The following is a 21,715-nucleotide window of genomic DNA, read 5'->3' on the forward strand; positions in this document are numbered from 1 at the left end:
AGGAAAAGTCAATGTCAATCGAGATTAATGTACCAGATATCGGTGCGGATGAAGTTGAAGTTACTGAGATTCTTGTCAGCGTAGGCGACAAGGTTGAAGAAGAGCAGTCTCTGATCACTGTTGAAGGTGACAAAGCTTCAATGGAAGTACCGGCTTCTCAAGCTGGTATCGTAAAAGAGATCAAAGTATCTGAAGGCGATAAAGTCTCTACTGGTTCTCTTATTATGGTCTTTGAAGGTGAAGGAGCGGCGGCAGCGCCAGCTCCTGCAGCAGAAGCGGCTCCAGCGGCTGCGCCTGCTCCAGCAGGCGCGGCAGAACTTAAAGAAGTTCACGTACCAGATATCGGTGGCGACGAAGTTGAAGTGACTGAAATCATGGTAGCCGTTGGCGACAGCATCGAAGAAGAGCAATCTCTTATCACTGTTGAAGGCGACAAAGCTTCTATGGAAGTACCTGCACCTTTTGCAGGCACGCTAAAAGAGATCAAAGTTGCAGCAGGCGATAAAGTATCGACTGGCTCTCTTATCATGGTGTTCGAAGTTGCAGGCTCAGGCGCTCCAGCGGCTCCAGCAGCAGTTGAAGCACCGGCTGCAGCTCCAGCAGCTGGAACACCGGCCCTAAAAGAAGTCAACGTTCCTGATATCGGCGGTGATGAAGTTGAAGTGACTGAAATCATGGTAGCGGTTGGCGACAGCATTGAAGAAGAGCAGTCTCTCATCACTGTTGAAGGCGACAAAGCTTCTATGGAAGTACCAGCACCTTTCGCAGGCACGGTTAAAGAGATCAAGATTGCGACAGGCGACAAAGTATCGACTGGTTCTCTTATCATGGTGTTTGAAGTGGCGGGTGCAGCACCTGCTCCGGCAGCAGCTCCAGCTCAATCGGCGGCACCTGCATCAGCGCCAGCGGCAGCGCCAAAAGCGGCGGCTCCAGCTGCGTCAACTGGCGACTTCCAAGAAAACAACGAGTACGCTCACGCGTCTCCAGTGGTTCGCCGTCTAGCACGTGAGTTTGGTGTTAACCTTGCGAAGGTGAAAGGTACTGGTCGTAAGAGCCGTATCGTTAAAGAAGACGTACAAAACTATGTGAAAGAAGCGCTTAAACGTCTTGAGTCTGGTGCAGCTGCATCAGGCAAAGGTGATGGCGCAGCTCTTGGTCTTCTACCTTGGCCAAAAGTGGACTTCAGCAAGTTCGGTGAAACTGAGCTTAAGCCTCTTTCTCGCATCAAGAAGATCTCAGGTGCGAACCTACACCGTAACTGGGTGATGATCCCTCATGTTACTCAATGGGATAATGCTGACATCACAGAAGTTGAGCAATTCCGTAAAGAGCAGAATGCGATTGAAGCTAAGAAAGACTCTGGCATCAAGATCACTCCGCTTGTGTTCATCATGAAAGCGGCAGCGAAAGCACTAGAAGCTTTCCCATCGTTCAACTCTTCTCTATCGGATGACGGTGAAAGCCTAATCCTGAAGAAATACGTGAACGTTGGTATCGCAGTAGACACGCCAAATGGCCTAGTGGTTCCTGTGTTCAAAGACGTGAACAAGAAAGGCATCTACGAGCTTTCTGAAGAGCTAATGGCAGTATCGAAGAAGGCGCGCGCTGGTAAACTGACTGCGGCTGACATGCAAGGCGGTTGTTTCACTATCTCTAGCTTGGGCGGTATTGGTGGTACGGCATTTACCCCAATCGTCAATGCACCAGAAGTGGGCATCCTAGGTGTGTCTAAGTCTGAGATGAAACCTGTATGGAATGGCAAAGAGTTTGAGCCACGACTACAGCTTCCTCTATCTCTGTCTTACGATCACCGAGTGATCGATGGGGCAGAAGGTGCACGTTTCATTACGTACCTAAATGCATGTCTAAGCGACATCCGTCGCCTAGTGCTATAACTTGATTCAGAGGCGGCTTTGCCGCCTCTGCTGATTGAAACGAACAAAACATTAATTATTCCTAATTGAACTGTTGTCTAGCTCACAGGCTAAATGTATTTTCTTTTCACGCCATGTACATCTCTGTAGACTATTGCGGTCTAAAAATGGTTTGAAAGCAAACTGACATAAGAAATAAGTCACCCACCTTAGCCTGTTTGGGATAATGACTACAAGAGGTCAAAATGAGCAAAGAAATTAAAGCCCAAGTTGTTGTACTTGGTGCAGGTCCTGCTGGTTACTCCGCCGCGTTTCGTTGTGCAGATTTAGGTCTGGACACAGTAATCATTGAACGTTACAACACACTTGGCGGTGTTTGTCTCAACGTGGGTTGTATTCCTTCTAAAGCCCTTCTACACGTTTCTAAAGTTATTGAAGAAGCCAAAGCACTCGCTGAGCACGGCGTTGTCTTTGGTGAGCCGCAAACTGACATCGATAAGATCCGTTTGTGGAAAGATAAAGTGATTAACCAATTGACTGGCGGTCTTGGCGGCATGGCTAAGATGCGTAAAGTGAATGTGGTTAACGGCTTGGGTAAATTCACTGGCGCAAACACCATTGAAGTTGATGGAGAAGACGGCAAAACTGTCATCAACTTTGACAATGCAATCGTTGCAGCAGGTTCACGTCCAATCAAGCTTCCGTTTATTCCACATGAAGACCCACGTATCTGGGATTCAACTGACGCACTTGAACTAAAAGAAGTACCGAAGAAACTTCTTATCATGGGTGGTGGCATCATCGGTCTTGAAATGGGTACTGTGTACCATTCACTAGGTTCGCAGATTGATGTGGTTGAAATGTTCGACCAAGTTATCCCTGCCGCTGACAAAGACATTGTTAAAGTCTTTACTAAACGCATTAAGAAGAAATTCAATCTAATGCTAGAAACGAAAGTCACAGCTGTTGAAGCAAAAGAAGACGGCATCTACGTTTCTATGGAAGGCAAAAAAGCGCCTGCTGAAGCTGAGCGTTATGATGCGGTTCTTGTTGCCATCGGTCGTGTGCCAAATGGTCTGTCACTTGATGCGGACAAAGCGGGCGTTGCCGTTGATGAGCGTGGCTTCATCAACGTTGACAAGCAGATGCGTACTAACGTACCTCACATCTATGCTATCGGTGATATTGTTGGTCAACCAATGCTGGCTCACAAAGGTGTGCATGAAGGCCACGTTGCAGCAGAAGTTATTGCTGGTAAGAAACACTACTTTGACCCGAAAGTTATTCCTTCTATTGCTTACACTGAGCCAGAAGTGGCGTGGGTTGGTAAGACTGAAAAAGAAGCGAAAGAAGAAGGCATCAACTACGAAACGGCGACGTTCCCATGGGCGGCGTCTGGTCGTGCAATCGCCTCTGATTGTGCTGATGGTATGACTAAGCTTATTTTTGACAAAGACACTCACCGTGTGATTGGTGGTGCTATCGTTGGTACTAACGGTGGTGAGCTGCTTGGTGAAATTGGCTTAGCAATCGAGATGGGCTGTGATGCAGAAGACATCGCACTGACTATCCACGCTCACCCAACGTTACATGAGTCTGTTGGTCTGGCTTCAGAAGTCTTTGAAGGCACGATTACCGATCTACCAAATGCAAAAGCTAAAAAGAAGTAATATCTAATCTTTAAGCTTATTTGGCTGAAAAAAAAACCGCTGACGTTATGTTAGCGGTTTTTTTATGGTGATTTTTAAGACACGTTTAGTACTGCATAGATAAGCTCTGATAGTGCTCATTGAAGCCTTTAGGCTGCCAGAACTTCTGGCGGATTTTCACAACGTTAGAGCTTATATATGGTCATCTATTTGTAAATGCACATAATGCTGAGGTAGCTATCTATTAACTTGCTAGATTTCTCCTCATCTTGCAGCCTATTGGCTTGGACAAACAAGGAGTAAAACACACCGTGGAACATGGTGGCTAGGTGTTCAGCATTGTGGTGGTTGCTTATTTCGCCACGCTCAATCGCATTGTTAAACATGTTTTGTACTAACAATTGATTGGTGCGATTGGTGGTCATAAACAACGGCCAAACTTCGTCTCTGGTCGAGGCACTCCACTCAAACCAGACCTTCAGCCAATGACAGTCATGAATCACGAGCTTCACCATTTCATTGTTGATGTTGGTCAAGTTGTCTTTGATGTGCAGATCTAAGTCGATATTGTCAGAGAGGAAGTTGGAAAATTGGCGGACAACATGAGTAAGTACATCATCAACCAAATCTTCCCGAGTCGGAAAGTAGTTAAACACGGTGGCCACTGATACTTGTGCAATCTCTGCAATGTCAGCATGTCCACCTCGGCCAATTCCTCTTCGAGCAAATACCTCTAAAGCAATTTCCATCAACTGAAGTTTGCGTTTTTGCGGGGACAATCGCGTACGCGGTCTCTTTGTAATAGAATCCATAGATAAAATCCTTGCCAATTGAGTTGTTATATAGGCTTGTTGCCCTATTAATTATTATATTACTTACATATTGCCCTATGAGTGTAATGGTGCATATCTTTCAGGTCAATGTGTTATCACGATATTGTGGTCAGTTATGCGAGTAAATGTTCTAATATTTAACTCATTGAATTCTTAATAAGGGTTGAAAGGGTAAATAATTTAACTATCACTAGTAGGAGTGATAGAATACGCCGCATTATTTTTGGCTATTCTTTATAAAATTCGCCCATAATGTACTTTTGCGATTTTGGGTACTGAAGAGATAGCATTTAACCGAAGAAACGTAATGAAACATACAGTTGAAGTGATGATTTCTGAGCAAGAAGTTCAGAAGCGAGTTGAAGAGTTGGGTAAACAAATTACCGAGCACTATAAAGATAGCCAAAATTTGGTACTGGTTGGCCTTCTACGTGGCTCTTTTGTCTTCATGGCGGACTTAGCTCGTGCCATTGAAGTTAACCATCAGGTGGATTTCATGACGGCATCAAGCTATGGCAATGCGATGGAAAGTACTCGTGATGTCCGTATTTTGAAAGATCTAGATGATGACATTCAGGGTAAAGATGTGTTGTTGGTTGAAGACATCATAGATACCGGCAATACCCTGACCAAAGTTAAAGAAATACTGACGCTGCGCGCGCCTAAGTCTGTTGAGATTTGTACGCTACTTGATAAGCCGTCTCGTCGTGAAGTCGAGGTGGATGTGAAGTGGGCGGGTTTTGAAATTCCTGATGAGTTTGTGGTCGGTGTGGGTATCGACTATGCACAAAATTATCGTCACCTACCGTACATTGGTAAAGTCGTGCCTCAGGAATAATGTGTCAGCATTGACCGAGTGCTAGATGAAAAAGAACCTGCTCAATGAGCAGGTTCTTCTGTATAGGTGGCAAGATTTTTTTACGGCTTGAGTATTTGCTCAATCGACGTTTGATGCACATCATGTAAAGATTCAGAGCTTGCGCAGCGCATGCCTAAATCTTCTAATTTGCCATCTCCAATACCATATATGACACCGTGGATTTCCACTTCTTGGCCTCGATCCCACGCATTTTGCATAATGGTCGAGTTACCCAAGTTGTATACTTGCTCTGCGACATTGAGCTCACATAACTTATCGGCCCATTGCTCCTCAGGAAATTGCTCTAGGCTGCTCTTATGCTTTAAGAATACATCTCGAATATGCAGTAGCCAGTTATTGATAAGGCCAAGCTTAGGATTGTCAATGGATGCTTTTACGCCGCCACAGCCATAGTGACCACAGACAATGATATGTTTGACTTTCAATACATCAACTGCATATTGAACCACAGAGAGACAATTTAAGTCTGTGTGAATCACTTGGTTCGCGACGTTTCTGTGGACAAAGAGTTCTCCAGAGTACAACCCGGTTAGGCGCTCTGCTGGTACACGGCTGTCTGAGCAGCCAATCCATAGAAAGTCTGGACTTTGTCCTTCAGCTAATTTAGCAAAATATTCAGGGCGCTCGGATTTAATCGAGTCAGACCACTCAGAATTATTTTCAAACAGCTTTTTAATTTCTGGCATGTTACTTTCCTCACGATTTTGCAACACTATACACAAAGATATCAGTGCAAGCTTGTAAAAATTTGCAAATTAACCTCGTTTACTTAAATCAACATGCGTTAGTTGGTTCATCATCGGGCTGAATGGTGGTAGAACAAAATCATGCGTAGAGGATAGTCTAGTCAAGTGCTAGAATAACAAGACCCCCAAGTGCCATACAAAACCTGCAGACCCTTGGGTGACCTACCTTCAATGCCAGCCACTGACGAACGGTGTTCTGGCCATCATCAACATAATTAGCGGTGGATAGTGAAAACTATTATGCATGCATTAGAAATTAGTCAGCTTCGTAAAACCTACGCTGGAGGGTTTGAGGCGTTAAAAGGCATTAGCTTACAAGTCGCAAAAGGGGATTTTTACGCACTTTTAGGACCTAATGGCGCGGGCAAATCAACCACCATCGGGATCATTTCTTCTTTGGTCAACAAAACATCCGGCCAAGTAAAAGTATTCGGCTACGACATTGATAAAGATCTTGAACTTGCCAAACATCAGTTGGGATTGGTTCCGCAAGAGTTTAATTTTAATCCATTTGAAACGGTGCAGCAGATAGTGCTGCAACAAGCTGGGTACTATGGGATTTCAAAAAGCCTAGCAAAAGAGAGGGTGCAAAAATACCTTACCCAGCTCGACTTATGGGATAAACGCAATGAAAGGGCGAGAAACTTATCCGGCGGGATGAAGCGTCGATTAATGATCGCAAGAGCTCTGGTTCATGAGCCACAGCTACTTATCTTAGACGAACCGACGGCTGGTGTGGATATTGAACTGCGCCGCTCGATGTGGGACTTCTTACAGCGAATCAACCAAGAGCAGTCAATTACTATTATTCTGACCACGCACTACCTAGAAGAAGCGGAAATGTTGTGCCGAAATATAGGCATCATTAACCGAGGCGAGCTCATTGAGAATACTTCAATGAAATCACTGCTTGGCAAGCTACATGTGGAAACCTTTATTCTAGACCTGGATAAGAGTGAAGCGGTGCCCGAGTTACAAGGGGTCAATTCACAGCAGTTAACCAACGGCTCATTAGAAATTGAAATTGAAAAGTCGGTCGGCTTAAATCATGTGTTTGCTCAGCTTAGTGAAGCGAACATCAATGTGCTGTCAATGAGAAATAAAGCCAACCGATTAGAAGAGTTGTTTGTTGATATCGTCAAGCAACAAAGTAAGGAGGCGGTATGATGTATAAGATTTATTGGACGGCCTTTTGTAGCTTACTGGGTAAAGAAATTCATCGATTTATGCGAATTTGGGGGCAAACCTTAGTGCCGCCAGCCATCACGATGAGTTTGTACTTTGTGATATTTGGTAATCTAATTGGCTCTAGGATCGGTCAAATGCATGGGGTGAGCTACATGCAATACATCGTACCGGGACTGATTATGATGTCAGTCATCACCAACTCGTACGCCAATGTCTCGTCTTCGTTTTTTGGCTCGAAATTTAACAAGAGCATCGAAGAGCTACTGGTGGCGCCTGTGCCAACTTACGTGATTATTTTCGGATTTATCATGGGAGGCGTTGCGCGAGGGCTACTGGTGGGAAGCATCGTCACTTGTGTGTCTTTGTTCTTCGTTAAACTGCAAATACATCACTGGTGGGTGATTGTCGTGACGGTGTTCTTGACCTCTGTCGTGTTTGCCTTAGGTGGCCTGATTAACGGTGTGTTTGCAAAAAGCTTTGACGATGTTTCCATTGTGCCGACCTTTATTTTGACACCTTTGACCTACTTAGGCGGCGTATTCTACTCAATTAGTTTACTGCCTGAGTTTTGGCAAACGGTGTCCAAGTTCAACCCCATTGTGTATATGGTGAATGCGTTTCGCTATGGTTTCTTGGGCATATCCGATGTAGGGATTGGCACTTCATTTTCGATGCTGCTGATCTTTGTTGCTGTCCTTTATGGTGTGGCACATTATCTAGTCTCGAGAGGCGTTGGACTTAGAACCTAGTTTCCTTTTTCGGTGACAAATAAAAATGGTCGACACAGTCGACCATTTTTATTTTAGAAGCAAGTGAATTGCTTAGCCGTTACTCGTGACCTTCAGCGGTCTCAGAAGCTTCATCAGAACCTTCTTTACTCTCGCTTGTTAGCTCGACAATCAGGTTGTCAATCAGGCGGGCTTGGCCCAAAAATGCCGAAACAAGTATGACAGCTTGCTCTGAATCGCTGGTGATCGCTTGCAGGGTTTGAGCATCGCGAATATAGATTTCATCCGGTTGCAGGCCAGCGGCACGCAGCTGATCACTGGCGTCTTCGACAATAGAGGCGTAGTCATCACGGCCACTGCGGATGCTGCTGCTTACCCAACGCATGGTGCGAGCTAACACAGGTGCGCGTTGTCTTTCGTCTATCGTGAGTAAGTTGTTACGTGATGACATGGCTAGGCCATCCATTTCACGTACAGTTGGCACACCAATGATATCAATGTCTAATGCCAAGTCTTTGGTCATCTGTTTGATAACGGCGAGCTGCTGGAAATCTTTTTCGCCAAAGCAAGCCACATCAGGTTGGACAATATTAAAGAGCTTTGTCACCACAGTAGCGACACCTTTGAAGTGACCAGGGCGAGACGCTCCCTCTAAAATATGAGAAATTCCAGGTACTTCAACAGATGTTTGTGTCTCCAATCCTTGTGGGTACATTAGCTCAGGGGTAGGAGTAAACAGAACTTCTACCGCTTCAGAAACCAACTTCTGTGAGTCTTCTTCAAGAGTTCTTGGATAACTTTCAAGATCTTCCGAACGATCAAACTGCATTGGATTTACAAATATACTGACAACGACAATATCGGCATGTTTGCGCGCTTCACGCACTAAGGTCAAATGCCCATCATGAAGGTTACCCATGGTAGGAACAAAGCCAATTGTACGACCTTCACGTTTATACTGTTTTATCTGCTCTCGAAGAGAAGAGATATCAGTAAAAGTATGCATAATTCAATCCTCTAGGCGATGGTATGCGCTTCACCGGGGAACGCTGCGCTTTCTACTTCTTCCATATAAAGTTTTACAGCTTTGCGCATATCTCCCGTTTCAGCGAGGAAGTTTTTGGAGAATTTTGGCATGTAATTAGCTGAAATACCAAACATATCGTGCATAACGAGAATCTGACCATCGGTTCCATTTCCAGCGCCGATACCAATGACTGGAATATCTAAAGTTTCGCTAATGCGAGCTGCAAGCTTGGCTGGAATGCATTCTAATACAAGCAGTTGAGCCCCAGCTTCTTGGAGTGCAAGTGCTTCATGAACCATCTCATCGGCTTTGTTGCTGTCTCTGCCTTGTACTTTGAAACCGCCAAAGATATTGACCGATTGAGGGGTCAATCCAAGGTGAGCACAAACTGGCACGGCACGTTTGGTCAGGGCCTTAACGGTGTCACACAGCCATGAGCCACCCTCAATTTTTACCATGTTTGCGCCAGCTCGCATAAGCTTCGCTGCATTTTCACAAGTTTGCTCAACCGTTGAAAAACTCATGAATGGCATATCAGCGACCAGCAGAGTGTTTGGGCTACCTGCACGCACGCAACGAGTGTGGTAGGCAATATCATCTATGGTGACAGGCAGTGTGTCTGAGTGTCCTTGTAGAACCATGCCTAGCGAATCACCTACGAGCAGCAGTGGCATCTCTTGGCTTTCGAAAAGCTGAGCAAAACTGGCATCATAAGCGGTTGACGTCGGAAATTTACGACCTTCTTGTTTCCACTTTACAAGATCGTTAATAGTCATTTTTTTCATGCTTTTTCCTTATTAGGAGTTGGCTATTGTTGCCAAATATGGAGTCCGTTTTGCTCAACAACATTCAGTAGGTGCTGCAGAGCTGTCCCGTCAGGGAGAATAAGATCCGCAGCTATCTCAGCGAGCGGGTAGAGCACAAATTCACGCTCTTTCATACCATAATGCGGTATGGTCAATCGCTCTGAGTTCACTACGTGATCCCCATAAAGCAGGATATCTAGGTCAAGCGTTCTTGGGCCCCACCTTTCATCCTTACGGACTCGACCATGAGCGTTCTCAATCGACTGAGTTTGATCGAGAAGCTCAATGGGTGTTAATTCGGTTGATATTTCTACCACAGCGTTAATGTAATCAGGTTGGTCTTGTGGCCCCATTGGTGTGCTACTGTAGAGCATCGAGGATTTGACAAACACTGTTTTTGGCAACGTTTTCAGCGCTTCAATGGCTTGTTTAGCCTGAGCAACTGGATCAGCGAGATTACTACCTATGGCTATGTATGTGGTAATCATTCGGCTGCTTTACTTTTTTTCTTATTACGGTAGGTTTTCCGGCGTCGGTAGTTAGGTTTTGAACCATTCCCGACATCAGAAACCATATCCTGCTTCTGTTCGCGGCTCGCATTTTGGAACGTTTCCCACCAATTAGCAAGTGCCTCGGTTTCCCCGCCTTCAATTTCACCACGCATTTCCAAGAAGTCGTAACCAGCTCTAAATTTATTGAGTTCCATCAAGCGCGAAGCACGTTTGCCACTTCTTCTTGGCAGTCTCAGTTGAAGCTGCCAAATTTCGCGAATGGTTGCCGTATGTCGTCTTGGTATAGAGATAGTTTTAACTTGCTGATCAATAATAAGATTACTTGCTTCCATTACCGCGTCGTAATAAGACAGTTGGCGCTCTTCAACCAGTTTTTCTGCCAGTGAGGTCATCGGATACCACAACATGGCAGCAAACATAAATGCTGGGTTGATGCGTTTACCTTCTTCCATTCTTAGATCGGTAGAGTCTAAAACGATATCAAGCATTTTCTCAGTGGCTGAGCTGTAATCTGGCGTAAAGTGCTCCGCCAATAGAGGGAACAGCTGCTGGAACAAGTTGTACTCACGTAACAAGTGATACGTTTCTAAGCCATTGCCAGATTGCAAAAGCTTTAGCGATTCTTCATAGAGGCGGGCTGAAGGGATATCTTGTAGAAGCGGGGCAAGATGCTCAATTGGGTCAGCAGTATCTTCCTCAATATCAAAATCCAGTTTGCAGGCAAAGCGAATCGCACGCAGCATTCGAACCGGATCTTCTCGATAGCGAGTTTCAGGATCACCAATTAGTCGAATCAGACGATCTTCCAGATCTTCGATACCACCAGCATAATCATGAATATTGTAATCGCTGATGTTGTAGTACATGGCATTGATGGTGAAATCGCGACGTTCGGCGTCTTCATCAATCGTCCCGTAGACGTTATCTCTTAACAGCATGCCTTCTTTGGATTGCGCGGAGACATTTTTTGATGGCTTTTGATGGTGGCCACGAAACGTTGCCACTTCAATGATGTCTCTGCCGAACATGATGTGCGCTAAGCGAAAACGTCGTCCGATTAAACGACAGTTTCGGAATAGTTGCTTGATTTGCTCGGGTGTGGCATTAGTGGCAATATCAAAGTCTTTTGGGATCTCGCCAAGCAGTAAGTCTCGCACACCTCCACCCACAAGGTATGCATTAAATCCTGCCCCAACAAGGCGATATAAGACTTTTAAGGCATTGTCACTGATTTGCTTGCGCGAAACACTGTGCTCTTGGCGGGTGATGATGTTTAATGCTAAATCGGGATAAGCATTAGACTCATATGAGGTATAGTCGTTTTTGTTCATGTGCTCTAAAGTTGTTGGTTGAGCTAGCTCTTTTTGACGCTAGGCGGCAATTCAGGCCAAAATTTGGCTAATAATAACTTAGGTAACGCCATTTGAGAATCACGATGTGACTTCGATCGATGCCGGGAGCTGTTTTAGACTCCAATTTTCACATCCCCATTGGATTAACTCTTCAACGCTGCCATCGCGCATTTCATTATCTAGACTAAAGCCTAATAGCTGCATTGCATTGATCAAGTCGACCTTAGGTTCAATCATATCAATCGCTCTGGCGCGATTTTGCTTAGACAGCTTATTACCATGACCATCAACGACAAGGGGCAAATGTAGATAGCTCACTTCAGGGGTGTTCAGTGTACGATACAAGCTGATTTGTCTGCCAGTTGGCTCTATCAAATCTGCGCCGCGAACGACTTCGGTAATGCCTTGTTCAATATCATCGAGCACAACGGCTAAGTTGTAGGCAAACAGTCCGTCTCGGCGTTTGATAATAAAGTCTTCTTTAGCCAACGCATCGGGAATGTCGATTTGCCCGTGCTTGAGGTCGTTAAAGAAGCGAATGTCATGCTCAACATGCAATCGTACTGAGCAGTCTGAAGTATTTGCAATGTGCTTATCTCGACATGTCCCTAAATAATAGCCACCAGAGGCTTTGATTTGTTTTCTCGTACACTGACAATAATAGGCCTGACCACTTTCAAGCCAAAGGTCTATTTGTCCTTGATAGATAGGATGTCTCTGGCTTTGATACACCACCTCGCCATCCCATGGTAAATGATAAGCTTCTAAGGCACGGAGTATCTGATCCACAGCGCCGGGAACTTCTCTCGGCGGGTCGAGGTCCTCTATCCTGAGCAGCCATTTACCATTGTTGGACTTAGCTTGAAAATAACTGCCAAGTGCTGCGACTAATGAGCCCAAATGCAAAGGGCCAGAGGGTGAAGGTGCAAAACGGCCGATGTAACTCATATTTCTCTCTAAGCCAGGGCTAAATTAGGTACGTGTACGCTAGAAAGCAAAAAGGGAGCCTGTGCTCCCTTTATCATCGAAACACACGTGCTTATCCTTGCAACTGCTTCTCTTTAATTTCAGCCAGCGTTTTGCAATCGATACAAAGGTCGGCGGTTGGACGCGCTTCCAAACGACGAATGCCAATTTCGACACCGCAAGATTCGCAAAAACCAAAATCGTCTTCTTCGATTTTGTTGAGTGTTTTTTCAATTTTCTTGATTAGGCGACGTTCACGATCGCGGTTGCGAAGTTCAAGGCTGAATTCTTCTTCTTGAGAGGCTCTATCAACGGGATCTGGGAAGTTGGCTGCCTCATCCTGCATATGGTGAACGGTACGGTCAACTTCTTCCCTGAGCTGGTTACGCCAAGCTTCTAAGATTTTCGTAAAATGAGCCAGTTGCTCAGGTGACATGTACTCTTCACCTGGTTGTTCTACATATGGCTCTACACCTGCTATGGCTAGGATGCCTAGCGCTTTTTTCTTCGATTCTGGCATGCAGCATCTCCTACTAACACCTAGTCAACTGCCGTTAAGCAGCTAATTTGAGGCGGGTATCTATAACAAAAAGAGGTTATAGAGGCAATTCATAAAACGTAAACTTACTGTCATTGTGAAGAAAGCGACACTTTTACTTATTGGTGACAAAATCAACACGTTTGACGAGTTTCATCTCAAAATCCGAAAGTTGTGCCTTGTAGCACAAAATTTCTACCCCTTGTTCATGTGCTCGATTCAATAATTCTGAATAGCTCGCGTCTATATGGTGTGCAGTGGAGACTTTTTCAATGCCTGAATGCAAAACTGTGAATAAAAGTACAGCCCTGTTTCCATTATTTGCCATTTTTGTGAGCTCTCTCAGATGCTTCTGGCCTCTTACGGTTACGGCATCTGGAAAGTAGCCCTGCCCACTCATTTCATCACCTAATAGCGTGACACTTTTCACCTCAATATAGCACTTTGGCTTATTTTCCGACTGAAGTAAAATATCGATGCGGCTGTTTTCATCACCGTATCGTACCTCTGTTTGAATTTCAGTATAGCCGCTAAGTTCTTCAATTACGTTATTTTTAATGGCTTCTACCGCAAGCTGGTTGGCTCTGGTTGTGTTAATGCAGATGCGATGCCCTAGCTTAGTTTGGGTTAATTCCCAGCTATTAGGGTATTTTCTTTTTGGGTTATCTGAGGTGGAATACCACACTTGGTTACCCGGATCAGCGCAGCCTGTCATTGCGCCCGTATTGGCACAATGGATGGTTCGGGACGAGCCGTCAGGCAAGGTAATATCTGCGAGAAAACGCTTGTAGCGCTTTTCTAAAATGGCAGGTTCAAGAGGAGGATCGAAGTGCATTTCTTTGACAAACTTTGTTTTGCAAATTTAGGTACAATTCATCCATTTAAGCACAAGGGCTAGATATTGTCACAACTACCTATCGAAGCGGTCATGCCAGAGATCATGGCTGCGATTGCGAAATCGAATCAAGTCATACTGAGCGCCGAGCCAGGTGCGGGTAAGTCGACACTTTTTCCTCTAACTCTGCTCAAGCAAGGCAAAGTGGAAGGAAAGATCATCATGTTGGAGCCGAGACGCTTGGCTGCCCGAGCGATTGCTCATTATTTGTCTGCGCAGTTGGATGAACAAGTCGGAGGCACGATAGGCTATCGAGTGCGAGGAGAAAATCGTACCGGTCCGGCGACCAAGTTGGAAATTGTCACCGAAGGCGTGCTGACAAGAATGTTGCAATCTGACCCGACGCTAGATGAAGTGGGCATGCTCATTTTCGATGAATACCATGAGCGCAGCATTCATGCTGACACGGCATTGGCGTTGAGTTTAGATATTCAGCAAGCATTACGCGATGACTTAAAGATTGTAGTCATGTCAGCAACACTCGATGATATAGCCATGCAGACGCTACTGCCTGATGCTCAATACGTTTGCTCGAAAGGAAGATCGTTCCCGATTGAACTTCAATATCGACCGCTCAAACCGAATGAAAACCTTGCTAGCTTGCTCACTCAACAAATTCACCGTGTGCTTGGTGAAGAATCTGGGTCTATCTTGGTGTTTCTTCCTGGTATTGGTTTGATCCAATCTCTTTTCGAGCGATTGACAGACTTGCCCGACGATGTGCAAGTCAGACCTTTATATGGTCAGCTGAGCCTCAACGAGCAGCAAAAGGCAATAGCGCCTTGTCAACAAGGGCAGCGTAAAGTGGTACTGGCGACCAATATTGCGGAGACATCCCTTACCATAGAAGGTATCCGGGTGGTGATCGATTCTGGCTTAGAGCGTGTGGCCAAGTTTGATCTAAATACTGGCGTGACTAAGTTAGAACAAGCGAACATTGCTCAGTCGTCTGCCAAGCAGCGGGCTGGCCGTGCGGGAAGAACCGAGCCAGGTGTGTGTGTTCGTCTCTATAGCGAGAGTCAATTACAGCAACAACCCATCGTGCCAGTGGCCGAGATCCTTAGATCGGACTTATCCAATTTGGCCATGGAATTGGCTCAATGGGGCATTGCTGATGCGTTATCTTTAACCTGGCTTGATGCACCGCCTGTCAGTGCTTTAAAGCAAGCCAAGCAGCTGCTCAGTTCCTTAGGTTTAATTGAAGACAATGGGCAGCTCAGCACATTCGGCAAACAGGCCTACTCGCTTGGGGTTGAGCCACGTTTGGCCGCAATGTTGACCAAAGCGAAGTCAACCTCTGATGCATTATTTAACACAGCCCTTGTCGCCGCCGCTATTGTTGAAGAACCACCCAAGCGCATCACGGATGTCAGTCATGTACTGCATCGAGTGCTGTCTTCTAGTGACCAGTATTACACCAAACAAATTCAAGCCAGGGCGAAGCAATTGGCGTCTCGCTTTGGTTATCCGTTTCGCTTGGAACAGGTTGAAGAAAAACAGTTGGCGATGGCTTTGGCCTTGGCTTTTCCCGATCGAATCGCGCAAAAAAGAGCGGGGCGCTTAGGTCAGTTTGTATTGGCTAATGGGCATGGCGCAACGATCAGCGATGAAGAGCCATTGGCCCAACATAACTACCTAGTGGTGGTCGATTTAATGCGAATCTCTTCCCACGCCAGCCAAATCTTTTTTGCAGCTTCACTTGATGTAGAACAGTTGACGCGCACGTTCCCTGAGTTTGTCAAGAAAAGCGAGGCCTTAGAGTGGGATGAGTCCAAAGGGAAGTTGAGTGCAGAAGAGCGATACAGTATTGGCAAGCTGGTATTGCAGCGCAAAGTGTTAACCAATCTGTCCGATGGGCAAATGCGAAGCGCTTTATTGAATTATGTGCGAGAACAAGGGTTGTCGGTATTAAACTGGTCAGGAGGCGATGAGGGGCTGTTGCAACGGATCCGCTGCGCTATCGACTGGTTACCAGAACAACAATGGCCTGCAATGCAAGATGTCGATTTGCTTGACGAATTAGACATTTGGCTTGAACCGTATATGACTAATGTCACTAGTTTACAACAACTTCAAAGCCTATCACTAGAACAACCCTTGCTTGCTCGTTTAGGATGGCCTTTAAACCAGCAAATTAATGAATGGCTGCCAGAGACGTATACGTTACCGACTGGCAGCGTAAAGAAAATTCGATATCAACAAGGAAGCGAACCAATTTTATCGGTCAGAATGCAAGAAGTGTTTGGTGAAAAGCAATCGCCTAATATCGCGCTTGGACGAAAGAGTATCGTGTTAGAGTTGCTGTCGCCAGCGCAACGACCACTTCAGGTGACGCAAGATTTAGCCGGATTTTGGCAAGGGGCCTACAAAGAGGTGCAAAAGGAGATGAAAGGACGCTACCCCAAACATGTATGGCCTGATGATCCCGCTGAGCATATCGCAACCAAGAAAACAAAACGACAGCTAAAATAATGGTAAAGAAAGTGACGTCCAAAGCGGACAAGGAAGCGAAACAAGCTCAATCTCGTCAGAAGTTTCGCTCACGTAAAAAACCGACTAAAAAGAGCCCTAAGCCGAGCAACAAAAAGAGCGGCTTGAAAAGGCTTTGGGCTATCGGCTGGAAGCTGTCTTTGGTCGCTATCGTGTTGGTTGTTTTTGCAGGTGTCTATCTCGATAGCCTAGTGAAGCAAAAATTTGATGGTCAGCTTTTTGCCTTACCAACCGTTGTCTATGCCAGAATACTTTATCTTGCACCTGGCGATAATATCTCGATTAAAGAGCTGCGCAATGAGCTTAATGTTCTGAACTATCGCAAAGTGCGCAACCCTCGTTACCCCGGGGAATATTCCTCTTCTTCAAGCAAAATAGAGCTCATTCGTCGGCCATTTGAATTTTCCGATGGGCCTGAGCCTGAACGACATGCCATGCTCTATTTTGATGCCAATGGTTTGACGAAAATTAAGGCGTTAGATCAAGTCGGCGATCTGGGATATTTGCGTCTTGATCCGAAAATGATGGGCATGCTGGAAAAAGACACCAACGAACAACGCCTGTTTTTACGCCGAGCCCAATACCCTGAAGTTTTAATTGATGCTTTGTTGGTGACCGAAGATCGTAATTTTTATAAGCATGATGGCATAGCACCATTGGCTATTCTTCGTGCGTTGGTTGCTAATATTAAAGCGGGCCATACCGTACAAGGGGGCAGTACGCTGACCCAGCAGTTAGCCAAGAACTTGTTTCTTTCGAGTCATCGAACACTGTGGAGAAAGCTGCGTGAAGCTTATATTGCCTTGATATTGGATTATCGATACAGCAAAGATAGGATCTTGCAAGCCTATCTTAACGAAGTGTACTTAGGCCAAAGCGGCGCAGAAGCCATTCATGGATTTGCTTTGGCATCACGTTACTACTTTGGTCAACCCATCCAAGAGTTACGCATCGATCAACTAGCGCTACTAGTGGGCATGGTCAAAGGACCATCCTATTACAATCCAGTCCGTTTTCCTAAAAGGGCCAGAGCGCGGCGTGATTTGGTGTTGCGACTCATGATGGAGCAAAATATTTTATCGGTTCGCCAATATGAAGCGGCGGTCAATCGGCCGCTTGATGTACAAAAAACGCCAAGAATTGCTAGCAGGCAGCCTGCTTATTTCCAGCAACTCAAACTCGAACTCAGAGAAAAGTTAGGCACTCGATTCAAGGCCGAGTCAGGAGTGCGAGTGTTTACTTCTCTTGATCCTGTCTCTCAGCATGACTTAGAAAAAGCCGTCGGCAGAGTAGTGCCAAGGTTAGCAAAAAGAGCAGGCAAAAATTTAGAAGCGGCGGGTGTAATTGTTGACCGCCATAGCGGAGAAATCCGCGCTATGGTGGGAGGTAAGCGAACCGGGTATGAGGGCTTTAATCGGGCCTTGAATGCCAGTCGTCAGATTGGCTCTTTGGCCAAGCCTGCCGTGTATTTAACCGCGCTCGAAGAGCCTGAAAAATACACTCTTGCCACGACACTACACGATGAACCCATCACGTTAAAAGGCAGTAAAGGCAGTCTTTGGAGCCCAAGAAACTTTGACCGGAAATTCCGTGGTGACGTGCCTTTATATTTGGCCCTGGCACGATCGCTCAATGTGCCGACTGTCGCGCTTGGTATGCAATTGGGTATCGACAAGGTCGTGAAAACATTTGTTAAATTAGGCGTAGATAAACAAGAGATACGCCCCGTCCCTTCCATGTTTCTCGGCTCGTTTACCTTGACGCCAGTGCAAGTGGCACAAATGTATCAAACCCTGTCTAACTCGGGTAAAAAAGCCCGCTTATCGGCGCTTCGATCTGTGCTCGATCTCAATGGCAATGTGTTGTACGAGTCGATTCCTAGTGTTTCCCAAGCGGTAAATCAGCAGGCGGCTTGGCTGACCACTTACGCAATGAAAAAAGGGGTATTGGAAGGCACCGGACAATATTTGAATCGACAATTCCCATGGGCGGCATTGGCGGGGAAAACAGGTACAAGTAACGACACTCGAGATAGTTGGTTCGTTGGCATAGATGGGCGAGAAGTCGCTACGGTATGGGTCGGTAGAGACGATAACAAACCTACACATTTAACTGGCTCTAGTGGAGCCCTGCGCGTGTATGCCGAATACCTAAAATATCGTATTCCTGAAAAACTGGTTCTTCCTTGGCCAAAAGGGATGACAACACTGGGTTATGATAAATCACCTAAAGGGGCCTTAGAGGCAGATTGCTCGGCAAAGTTTAAGCTTCCTGTGTGGGATTCCGATGGGCACGTCAAACGAGAATGTGAAAAAGGCATCGGCGGCTGGTTTAAAAACCTATTTGATTGGTAAGACAAGAGGGGGAAGTATTATTTAATTGCTCAATATCGCACGATTTTAACTCTAACTTGATATGTTGGTCATAGTGGGCAGATTTCACTTTGGCTCTATATTTGCTATGCTCCTTAGCACAGTTTGGTCTCTATTTCATTGCCCTGCAGTCACAGCTTTACTCAAAATGTTACGTTTAGGGCATCAAAATGAGAGCCAAGTGTCCACAGATGTTCACTCCTAATATTAATAAGTAAAGGAGGAACCGCAATGAGAGGAAAAAGTCGTGCTAGAAGCCTACCGTAAACACGTTGCCGAACGTGCAGCTGAAGGGGTTGTTCCTAAACCATTAGATGCAGAACAAGTTGCTGGACTTGTTGAGCTGCTAAAAAATCCCCCTCAGGGTGAAGAAGAGTTTATCGTTGATCTTCTTGAAAATCGTATTCCTCCTGGTGTTGATGAAGCCGCGTACGTTAAGGCTGGATTCCTGACTGCAATCACCAAAGGTGAAGTTTCTTCGCCACTAGTTAGTCGTGAAAAGGCGGCTGAACTATTGGGTACAATGCAAGGTGGTTACAACATTGAACCATTGATTTCACTACTTGACGACAGTGCATTGGCACCAATCGCGGTAAAAGCACTGTCTCATACCTTGCTGATGTTTGATGCCTTCTACGACGTGGAAGAGAAAGTTAAAGCGGGCAACAGCTACGCAGAGCAAGTAATGAAGTCTTGGGCAGAAGCTGAATGGTTCCTATCAAAGCCTGAACTACAAGAAAAAATTACCTTAACCGTATTCAAAGTCACTGGTGAAACCAATACCGATGACTTGTCTCCAGCACCAGATGCATGGTCGCGCCCTGATATCCCTGTTCATGCTTTAGCTATGTTGAAAAACGCAAGAGATGGCATTGAACCGGATCAAGCAGGCACTATCGGCCCAATTAAGCAAATCGAAGCGCTAAAAGAAAAAGGTCACCAACTGGTTTACGTGGGTGACGTGGTAGGTACAGGTTCATCGCGTAAATCGGCGACTAACTCAGTGCTTTGGTTTATGGGCGATGATATCCCTAACGTACCAAACAAACGCGCTGGCGGTTATGTCCTAGGTGGAAAAATCGCGCCAATCTTCTTTAACACCATGGAAGATGCAGGAGCGCTCCCTGTTGAAGTGGATGTCTCTAAGCTGAATATGGGTGATGTCATTGATATTTACCCATTCCAAGGCAAAGTTTGTAACCACGAAACGGGCGATGTTCTGGCTGAATTTAGCCTAAAAACAGACGTGCTGATTGATGAAGTGAGAGCGGGTGGTCGTATTCCACTTATCATTGGTCGCGGCTTAACTGACCGTGCTCGCCAATCGCTAGGATTAGAAGCCTCTGACATTTTCCGCCGTCCAGCTGAAGTGAAAGACTCAGGCAAAGGTTACACGCTAGCGCAAAAAATGGTGGGTAAAGCATGCGGCGTAACAGGCGTACGCCCTGGCACGTATTGTGAGCCGAAAATGACCACAGTGGGCTCGCAAGATACCACAGGCCCAATGACTCGTGATGAGCTAAAAGACTTAGCTTGTCTTGGTTTTTCTGCTGATCTCGTGATGCAGTCATTCTGCCACACGTCAGCGTATCCAAAACCTGTGGATGTCAACACACACCACACATTGCCTGACTTCATTATGAACCGCGCTGGTGTTTCTCTGCGCCCTGGTGACGGTGTTATCCACTCTTGGTTAAACCGCATGTTGCTACCAGATACCGTTGGTACAGGTGGTGACTCTCACACTCGTTTCCCTCTAGGCATTTCATTCCCAGCGGGATCTGGCTTGGTAGCATTTGCAGCAGCGACGGGTGTGATGCCTCTTGATATGCCTGAGTCCATTTTGGTTCGCTTTAAAGGCGAAATGAAGCCTGGCATTACACTACGTGATTTGGTACACGCGATTCCTTATTACGGCATTAAGCAAGGCCTATTGACTGTTGAAAAAGCAGGCAAGATCAACGAATTCTCTGGTCGAGTACTGGAAATTGAAGGCGTTGAGCACCTAACTGTAGAACAGGCCTTTGAGTTGTCTGATGCGTCAGCAGAGCGTTCGGCAGCGGGCTGTACCGTTAAGCTTTCTCAAGAGTCTATCGAAGAGTATCTAAACTCAAACGTGACCATGCTTAAGTGGATGATCTCTGAAGGTTATGGCGATCGTCGTACCATCGAGCGTCGTATTAAAGCGATGGAAGAGTGGCTAGCTAACCCTGAGCTGATGGAAGCTGATAAAGATGCGGAATACGCACACGTTATCGAAATCGATTTAGCAGAAATTGATCAGCCAATTCTTTGTGCGCCGAACGACCCAGATGATGCAAGACTGCTTTCAGATGTTCAAGGCACGCAAATTGATGAAGTCTTCATCGGTTCATGTATGACGAACATTGGTCACTTCCGTGCGGCAGGTAAACTGCTTGATAAGCATAGCGGCCAATTGGATACTCGCCTTTGGGTTGCTCCACCAACTAAGATGGATAAAGATCAGCTAACGGAAGAAGGCTACTACGGTATCTTTGGCCGTGCTGGGGTGAGAATCGAAACGCCAGGATGTTCACTCTGTATGGGTAACCAGGCACGCGTTGCTGATAAAGCGACCGTCATGTCTACCTCAACGCGTAACTTCCCGAACCGTTTAGGTACAGGGGCGAACGTGTACTTAGCATCGGCTGAGCTATCAGCAGTAGGTGCTATTTTAGGTCGAATCCCAACTAAGGAAGAGTACATGGAGTACGCTAAGCAAATTGATGCTACGGCAGCAGATACCTACCGTTACCTAAACTTCCATAAAATGGCAGATTACACCAAAAAAGCAGACACAGTGATTTTCCAAGAACCTGCTTAAACCTCTTCGTAGGG

General features: G+C 45.9%; 17 protein-coding genes. 8 read left to right on the forward strand and 9 right to left on the reverse strand.

Translation table 11 applies throughout. The features are described from left to right. Positions 1–11 precede the first annotated feature (11 nt). Complete coding sequence (aceF, locus tag M9194_RS06370) at positions 12–1,895, forward strand: pyruvate dehydrogenase complex dihydrolipoyllysine-residue acetyltransferase (protein ID WP_250611786.1); 1,884 nt, start codon at positions 12–14, stop codon at positions 1,893–1,895. 224 nt (positions 1,896–2,119) lie between these two features. Further along, on the forward strand, positions 2,120–3,544 hold the full coding sequence (gene lpdA / locus M9194_RS06375) for a dihydrolipoyl dehydrogenase (RefSeq protein WP_250611787.1): 1,425 nt from the start codon (positions 2,120–2,122) through the stop codon (positions 3,542–3,544). A gap of 185 nt (positions 3,545–3,729) precedes the next feature. Here the strand turns inward: lpdA and M9194_RS06380 are convergent, their stop codons facing one another. Next, a complete protein-coding gene (locus M9194_RS06380; protein ID WP_250611788.1) occupies positions 3,730–4,335 on the reverse strand; it encodes a LuxR/HapR/OpaR family quorum-sensing transcriptional regulator in 606 nt (201 codons plus the stop codon). Positions 4,336–4,663: 328 nt separating this feature from the next. On the opposite strand from M9194_RS06380, the gene hpt reads away from it, so the two are divergent. Next, positions 4,664–5,194: a hypoxanthine phosphoribosyltransferase gene (hpt, locus tag M9194_RS06385; RefSeq protein WP_250611789.1), complete on the forward strand. Its 531-nt coding sequence runs from the start codon at positions 4,664–4,666 to the stop codon at positions 5,192–5,194. 80 nt (positions 5,195–5,274) lie between these two features. Here the strand turns inward: hpt and can are convergent, their stop codons facing one another. Continuing rightward, complete coding sequence (gene can / locus M9194_RS06390; protein ID WP_250611790.1) at positions 5,275–5,922, reverse strand: carbonate dehydratase; 648 nt, start codon at positions 5,920–5,922, stop codon at positions 5,275–5,277. A 300-nt stretch (positions 5,923–6,222) separates the two neighbouring features. Here can and M9194_RS06395 point away from each other — a divergent pair, with 300 nt between their 5' ends. Both M9194_RS06395 and M9194_RS06400 read left to right on the forward strand, forming a co-directional pair. Then, the gene (locus M9194_RS06395; RefSeq protein WP_250611868.1) at positions 6,223–7,149 is read left to right on the forward strand and encodes an ABC transporter ATP-binding protein; all 927 of its coding nucleotides are present in this window, start codon (positions 6,223–6,225) and stop codon (positions 7,147–7,149) included. Continuing rightward, complete coding sequence (locus M9194_RS06400) at positions 7,149–7,919, forward strand: ABC transporter permease (RefSeq protein WP_250611869.1); 771 nt, start codon at positions 7,149–7,151, stop codon at positions 7,917–7,919. Before M9194_RS06395 ends, M9194_RS06400 begins: the two co-directional genes overlap by 1 nt. A 79-nt stretch (positions 7,920–7,998) precedes the next feature. Here M9194_RS06400 and panC read toward each other — a convergent pair whose 3' ends face one another. The 7 genes from panC to sfsA all read right to left on the reverse strand — a co-directional run bounded on the left by panC (position 7,999) and on the right by sfsA (position 13,934). Next, positions 7,999–8,904: a pantoate--beta-alanine ligase gene (gene panC, locus M9194_RS06405; protein WP_250611791.1), complete on the reverse strand. Its 906-nt coding sequence runs from the start codon at positions 8,902–8,904 to the stop codon at positions 7,999–8,001. 11 nt (positions 8,905–8,915) lie between these two features. Then, entirely contained in the window at positions 8,916–9,710 is a 795-nt protein-coding gene (gene panB, locus M9194_RS06410; RefSeq protein WP_250611792.1) for a 3-methyl-2-oxobutanoate hydroxymethyltransferase, read from the reverse strand. A gap of 23 nt (positions 9,711–9,733) precedes the next feature. Continuing rightward, positions 9,734–10,219, reverse strand: coding sequence for a 2-amino-4-hydroxy-6-hydroxymethyldihydropteridine diphosphokinase (gene folK / locus M9194_RS06415; protein WP_250611793.1), 486 nt, complete (start codon positions 10,217–10,219; stop codon positions 9,734–9,736). Then, the gene (gene pcnB / locus M9194_RS06420; protein ID WP_250611794.1) at positions 10,216–11,574 is read right to left on the reverse strand and encodes a polynucleotide adenylyltransferase PcnB; all 1,359 of its coding nucleotides are present in this window, start codon (positions 11,572–11,574) and stop codon (positions 10,216–10,218) included. Before pcnB ends, folK begins: the two co-directional genes overlap by 4 nt. A 99-nt stretch (positions 11,575–11,673) precedes the next feature. Continuing rightward, complete coding sequence (gene gluQRS, locus M9194_RS06425) at positions 11,674–12,543, reverse strand: tRNA glutamyl-Q(34) synthetase GluQRS (RefSeq protein ID WP_250611795.1); 870 nt, start codon at positions 12,541–12,543, stop codon at positions 11,674–11,676. Between the two features lie 91 nt (positions 12,544–12,634). After that, the gene (gene dksA / locus M9194_RS06430) at positions 12,635–13,081 is read right to left on the reverse strand and encodes an RNA polymerase-binding protein DksA (protein WP_250611796.1); all 447 of its coding nucleotides are present in this window, start codon (positions 13,079–13,081) and stop codon (positions 12,635–12,637) included. A 133-nt stretch (positions 13,082–13,214) separates the two neighbouring features. Further along, the gene (gene sfsA, locus M9194_RS06435; RefSeq protein WP_250611797.1) at positions 13,215–13,934 is read right to left on the reverse strand and encodes a DNA/RNA nuclease SfsA; all 720 of its coding nucleotides are present in this window, start codon (positions 13,932–13,934) and stop codon (positions 13,215–13,217) included. 93 nt (positions 13,935–14,027) lie between these two features. Between sfsA and hrpB the strand changes: the two genes are divergently transcribed. The 3 genes from hrpB (at position 14,028) to acnB (ending at position 21,701) form a co-directional block, all read left to right on the forward strand. After that, the gene (gene hrpB / locus M9194_RS06440; RefSeq protein ID WP_250611870.1) at positions 14,028–16,466 is read left to right on the forward strand and encodes an ATP-dependent helicase HrpB; all 2,439 of its coding nucleotides are present in this window, start codon (positions 14,028–14,030) and stop codon (positions 16,464–16,466) included. Beyond that, positions 16,466–18,838, forward strand: coding sequence for a penicillin-binding protein 1B (gene mrcB / locus M9194_RS06445; protein ID WP_250611798.1), 2,373 nt, complete (start codon positions 16,466–16,468; stop codon positions 18,836–18,838). The genes hrpB and mrcB overlap by 1 nt, the downstream gene beginning before the upstream one ends. Positions 18,839–19,103: 265 nt before the next feature. Then, positions 19,104–21,701 (forward strand): bifunctional aconitate hydratase 2/2-methylisocitrate dehydratase, encoded by a 2,598-nt coding sequence (gene acnB / locus M9194_RS06450; RefSeq protein ID WP_250611799.1) that lies wholly within the window; start codon positions 19,104–19,106, stop codon positions 21,699–21,701. Positions 21,702–21,715 lie beyond the last annotated feature (14 nt).

Source organism: Vibrio sinus (assembly GCF_023634645.1).
GTDB classification, from domain to species: domain Bacteria; phylum Pseudomonadota; class Gammaproteobacteria; order Enterobacterales; family Vibrionaceae; genus Vibrio; species Vibrio sinus.

Coding starts and splice junctions, on each gene's coding strand:
- M9194_RS06400 (WP_250611869.1), top strand. CDS start 7,149: ATGTATAAGATTTATTGGACGGCCTTTTGTAGCTTACTGGGTAAAGAA.
- panC (WP_250611791.1), bottom strand. CDS start 8,904: ATGCATACTTTTACTGATATCTCTTCTCTTCGAGAGCAGATAAAACAG.
- M9194_RS06395 (WP_250611868.1), top strand. CDS start 6,223: ATGCATGCATTAGAAATTAGTCAGCTTCGTAAAACCTACGCTGGAGGG.
- aceF (WP_250611786.1), top strand. CDS start 12: ATGTCAATCGAGATTAATGTACCAGATATCGGTGCGGATGAAGTTGAA.
- can (WP_250611790.1), bottom strand. CDS start 5,922: ATGCCAGAAATTAAAAAGCTGTTTGAAAATAATTCTGAGTGGTCTGAC.
- pcnB (WP_250611794.1), bottom strand. CDS start 11,574: ATGAACAAAAACGACTATACCTCATATGAGTCTAATGCTTATCCCGAT.
- dksA (WP_250611796.1), bottom strand. CDS start 13,081: ATGCCAGAATCGAAGAAAAAAGCGCTAGGCATCCTAGCCATAGCAGGT.
- mrcB (WP_250611798.1), top strand. CDS start 16,466: ATGGTAAAGAAAGTGACGTCCAAAGCGGACAAGGAAGCGAAACAAGCT.
- panB (WP_250611792.1), bottom strand. CDS start 9,710: ATGAAAAAAATGACTATTAACGATCTTGTAAAGTGGAAACAAGAAGGT.
- gluQRS (WP_250611795.1), bottom strand. CDS start 12,543: ATGAGTTACATCGGCCGTTTTGCACCTTCACCCTCTGGCCCTTTGCAT.
- hrpB (WP_250611870.1), top strand. CDS start 14,028: ATGCCAGAGATCATGGCTGCGATTGCGAAATCGAATCAAGTCATACTG.
- hpt (WP_250611789.1), top strand. CDS start 4,664: ATGAAACATACAGTTGAAGTGATGATTTCTGAGCAAGAAGTTCAGAAG.
- folK (WP_250611793.1), bottom strand. CDS start 10,219: ATGATTACCACATACATAGCCATAGGTAGTAATCTCGCTGATCCAGTT.
- lpdA (WP_250611787.1), top strand. CDS start 2,120: ATGAGCAAAGAAATTAAAGCCCAAGTTGTTGTACTTGGTGCAGGTCCT.
- sfsA (WP_250611797.1), bottom strand. CDS start 13,934: ATGCACTTCGATCCTCCTCTTGAACCTGCCATTTTAGAAAAGCGCTAC.
- M9194_RS06380 (WP_250611788.1), bottom strand. CDS start 4,335: ATGGATTCTATTACAAAGAGACCGCGTACGCGATTGTCCCCGCAAAAA.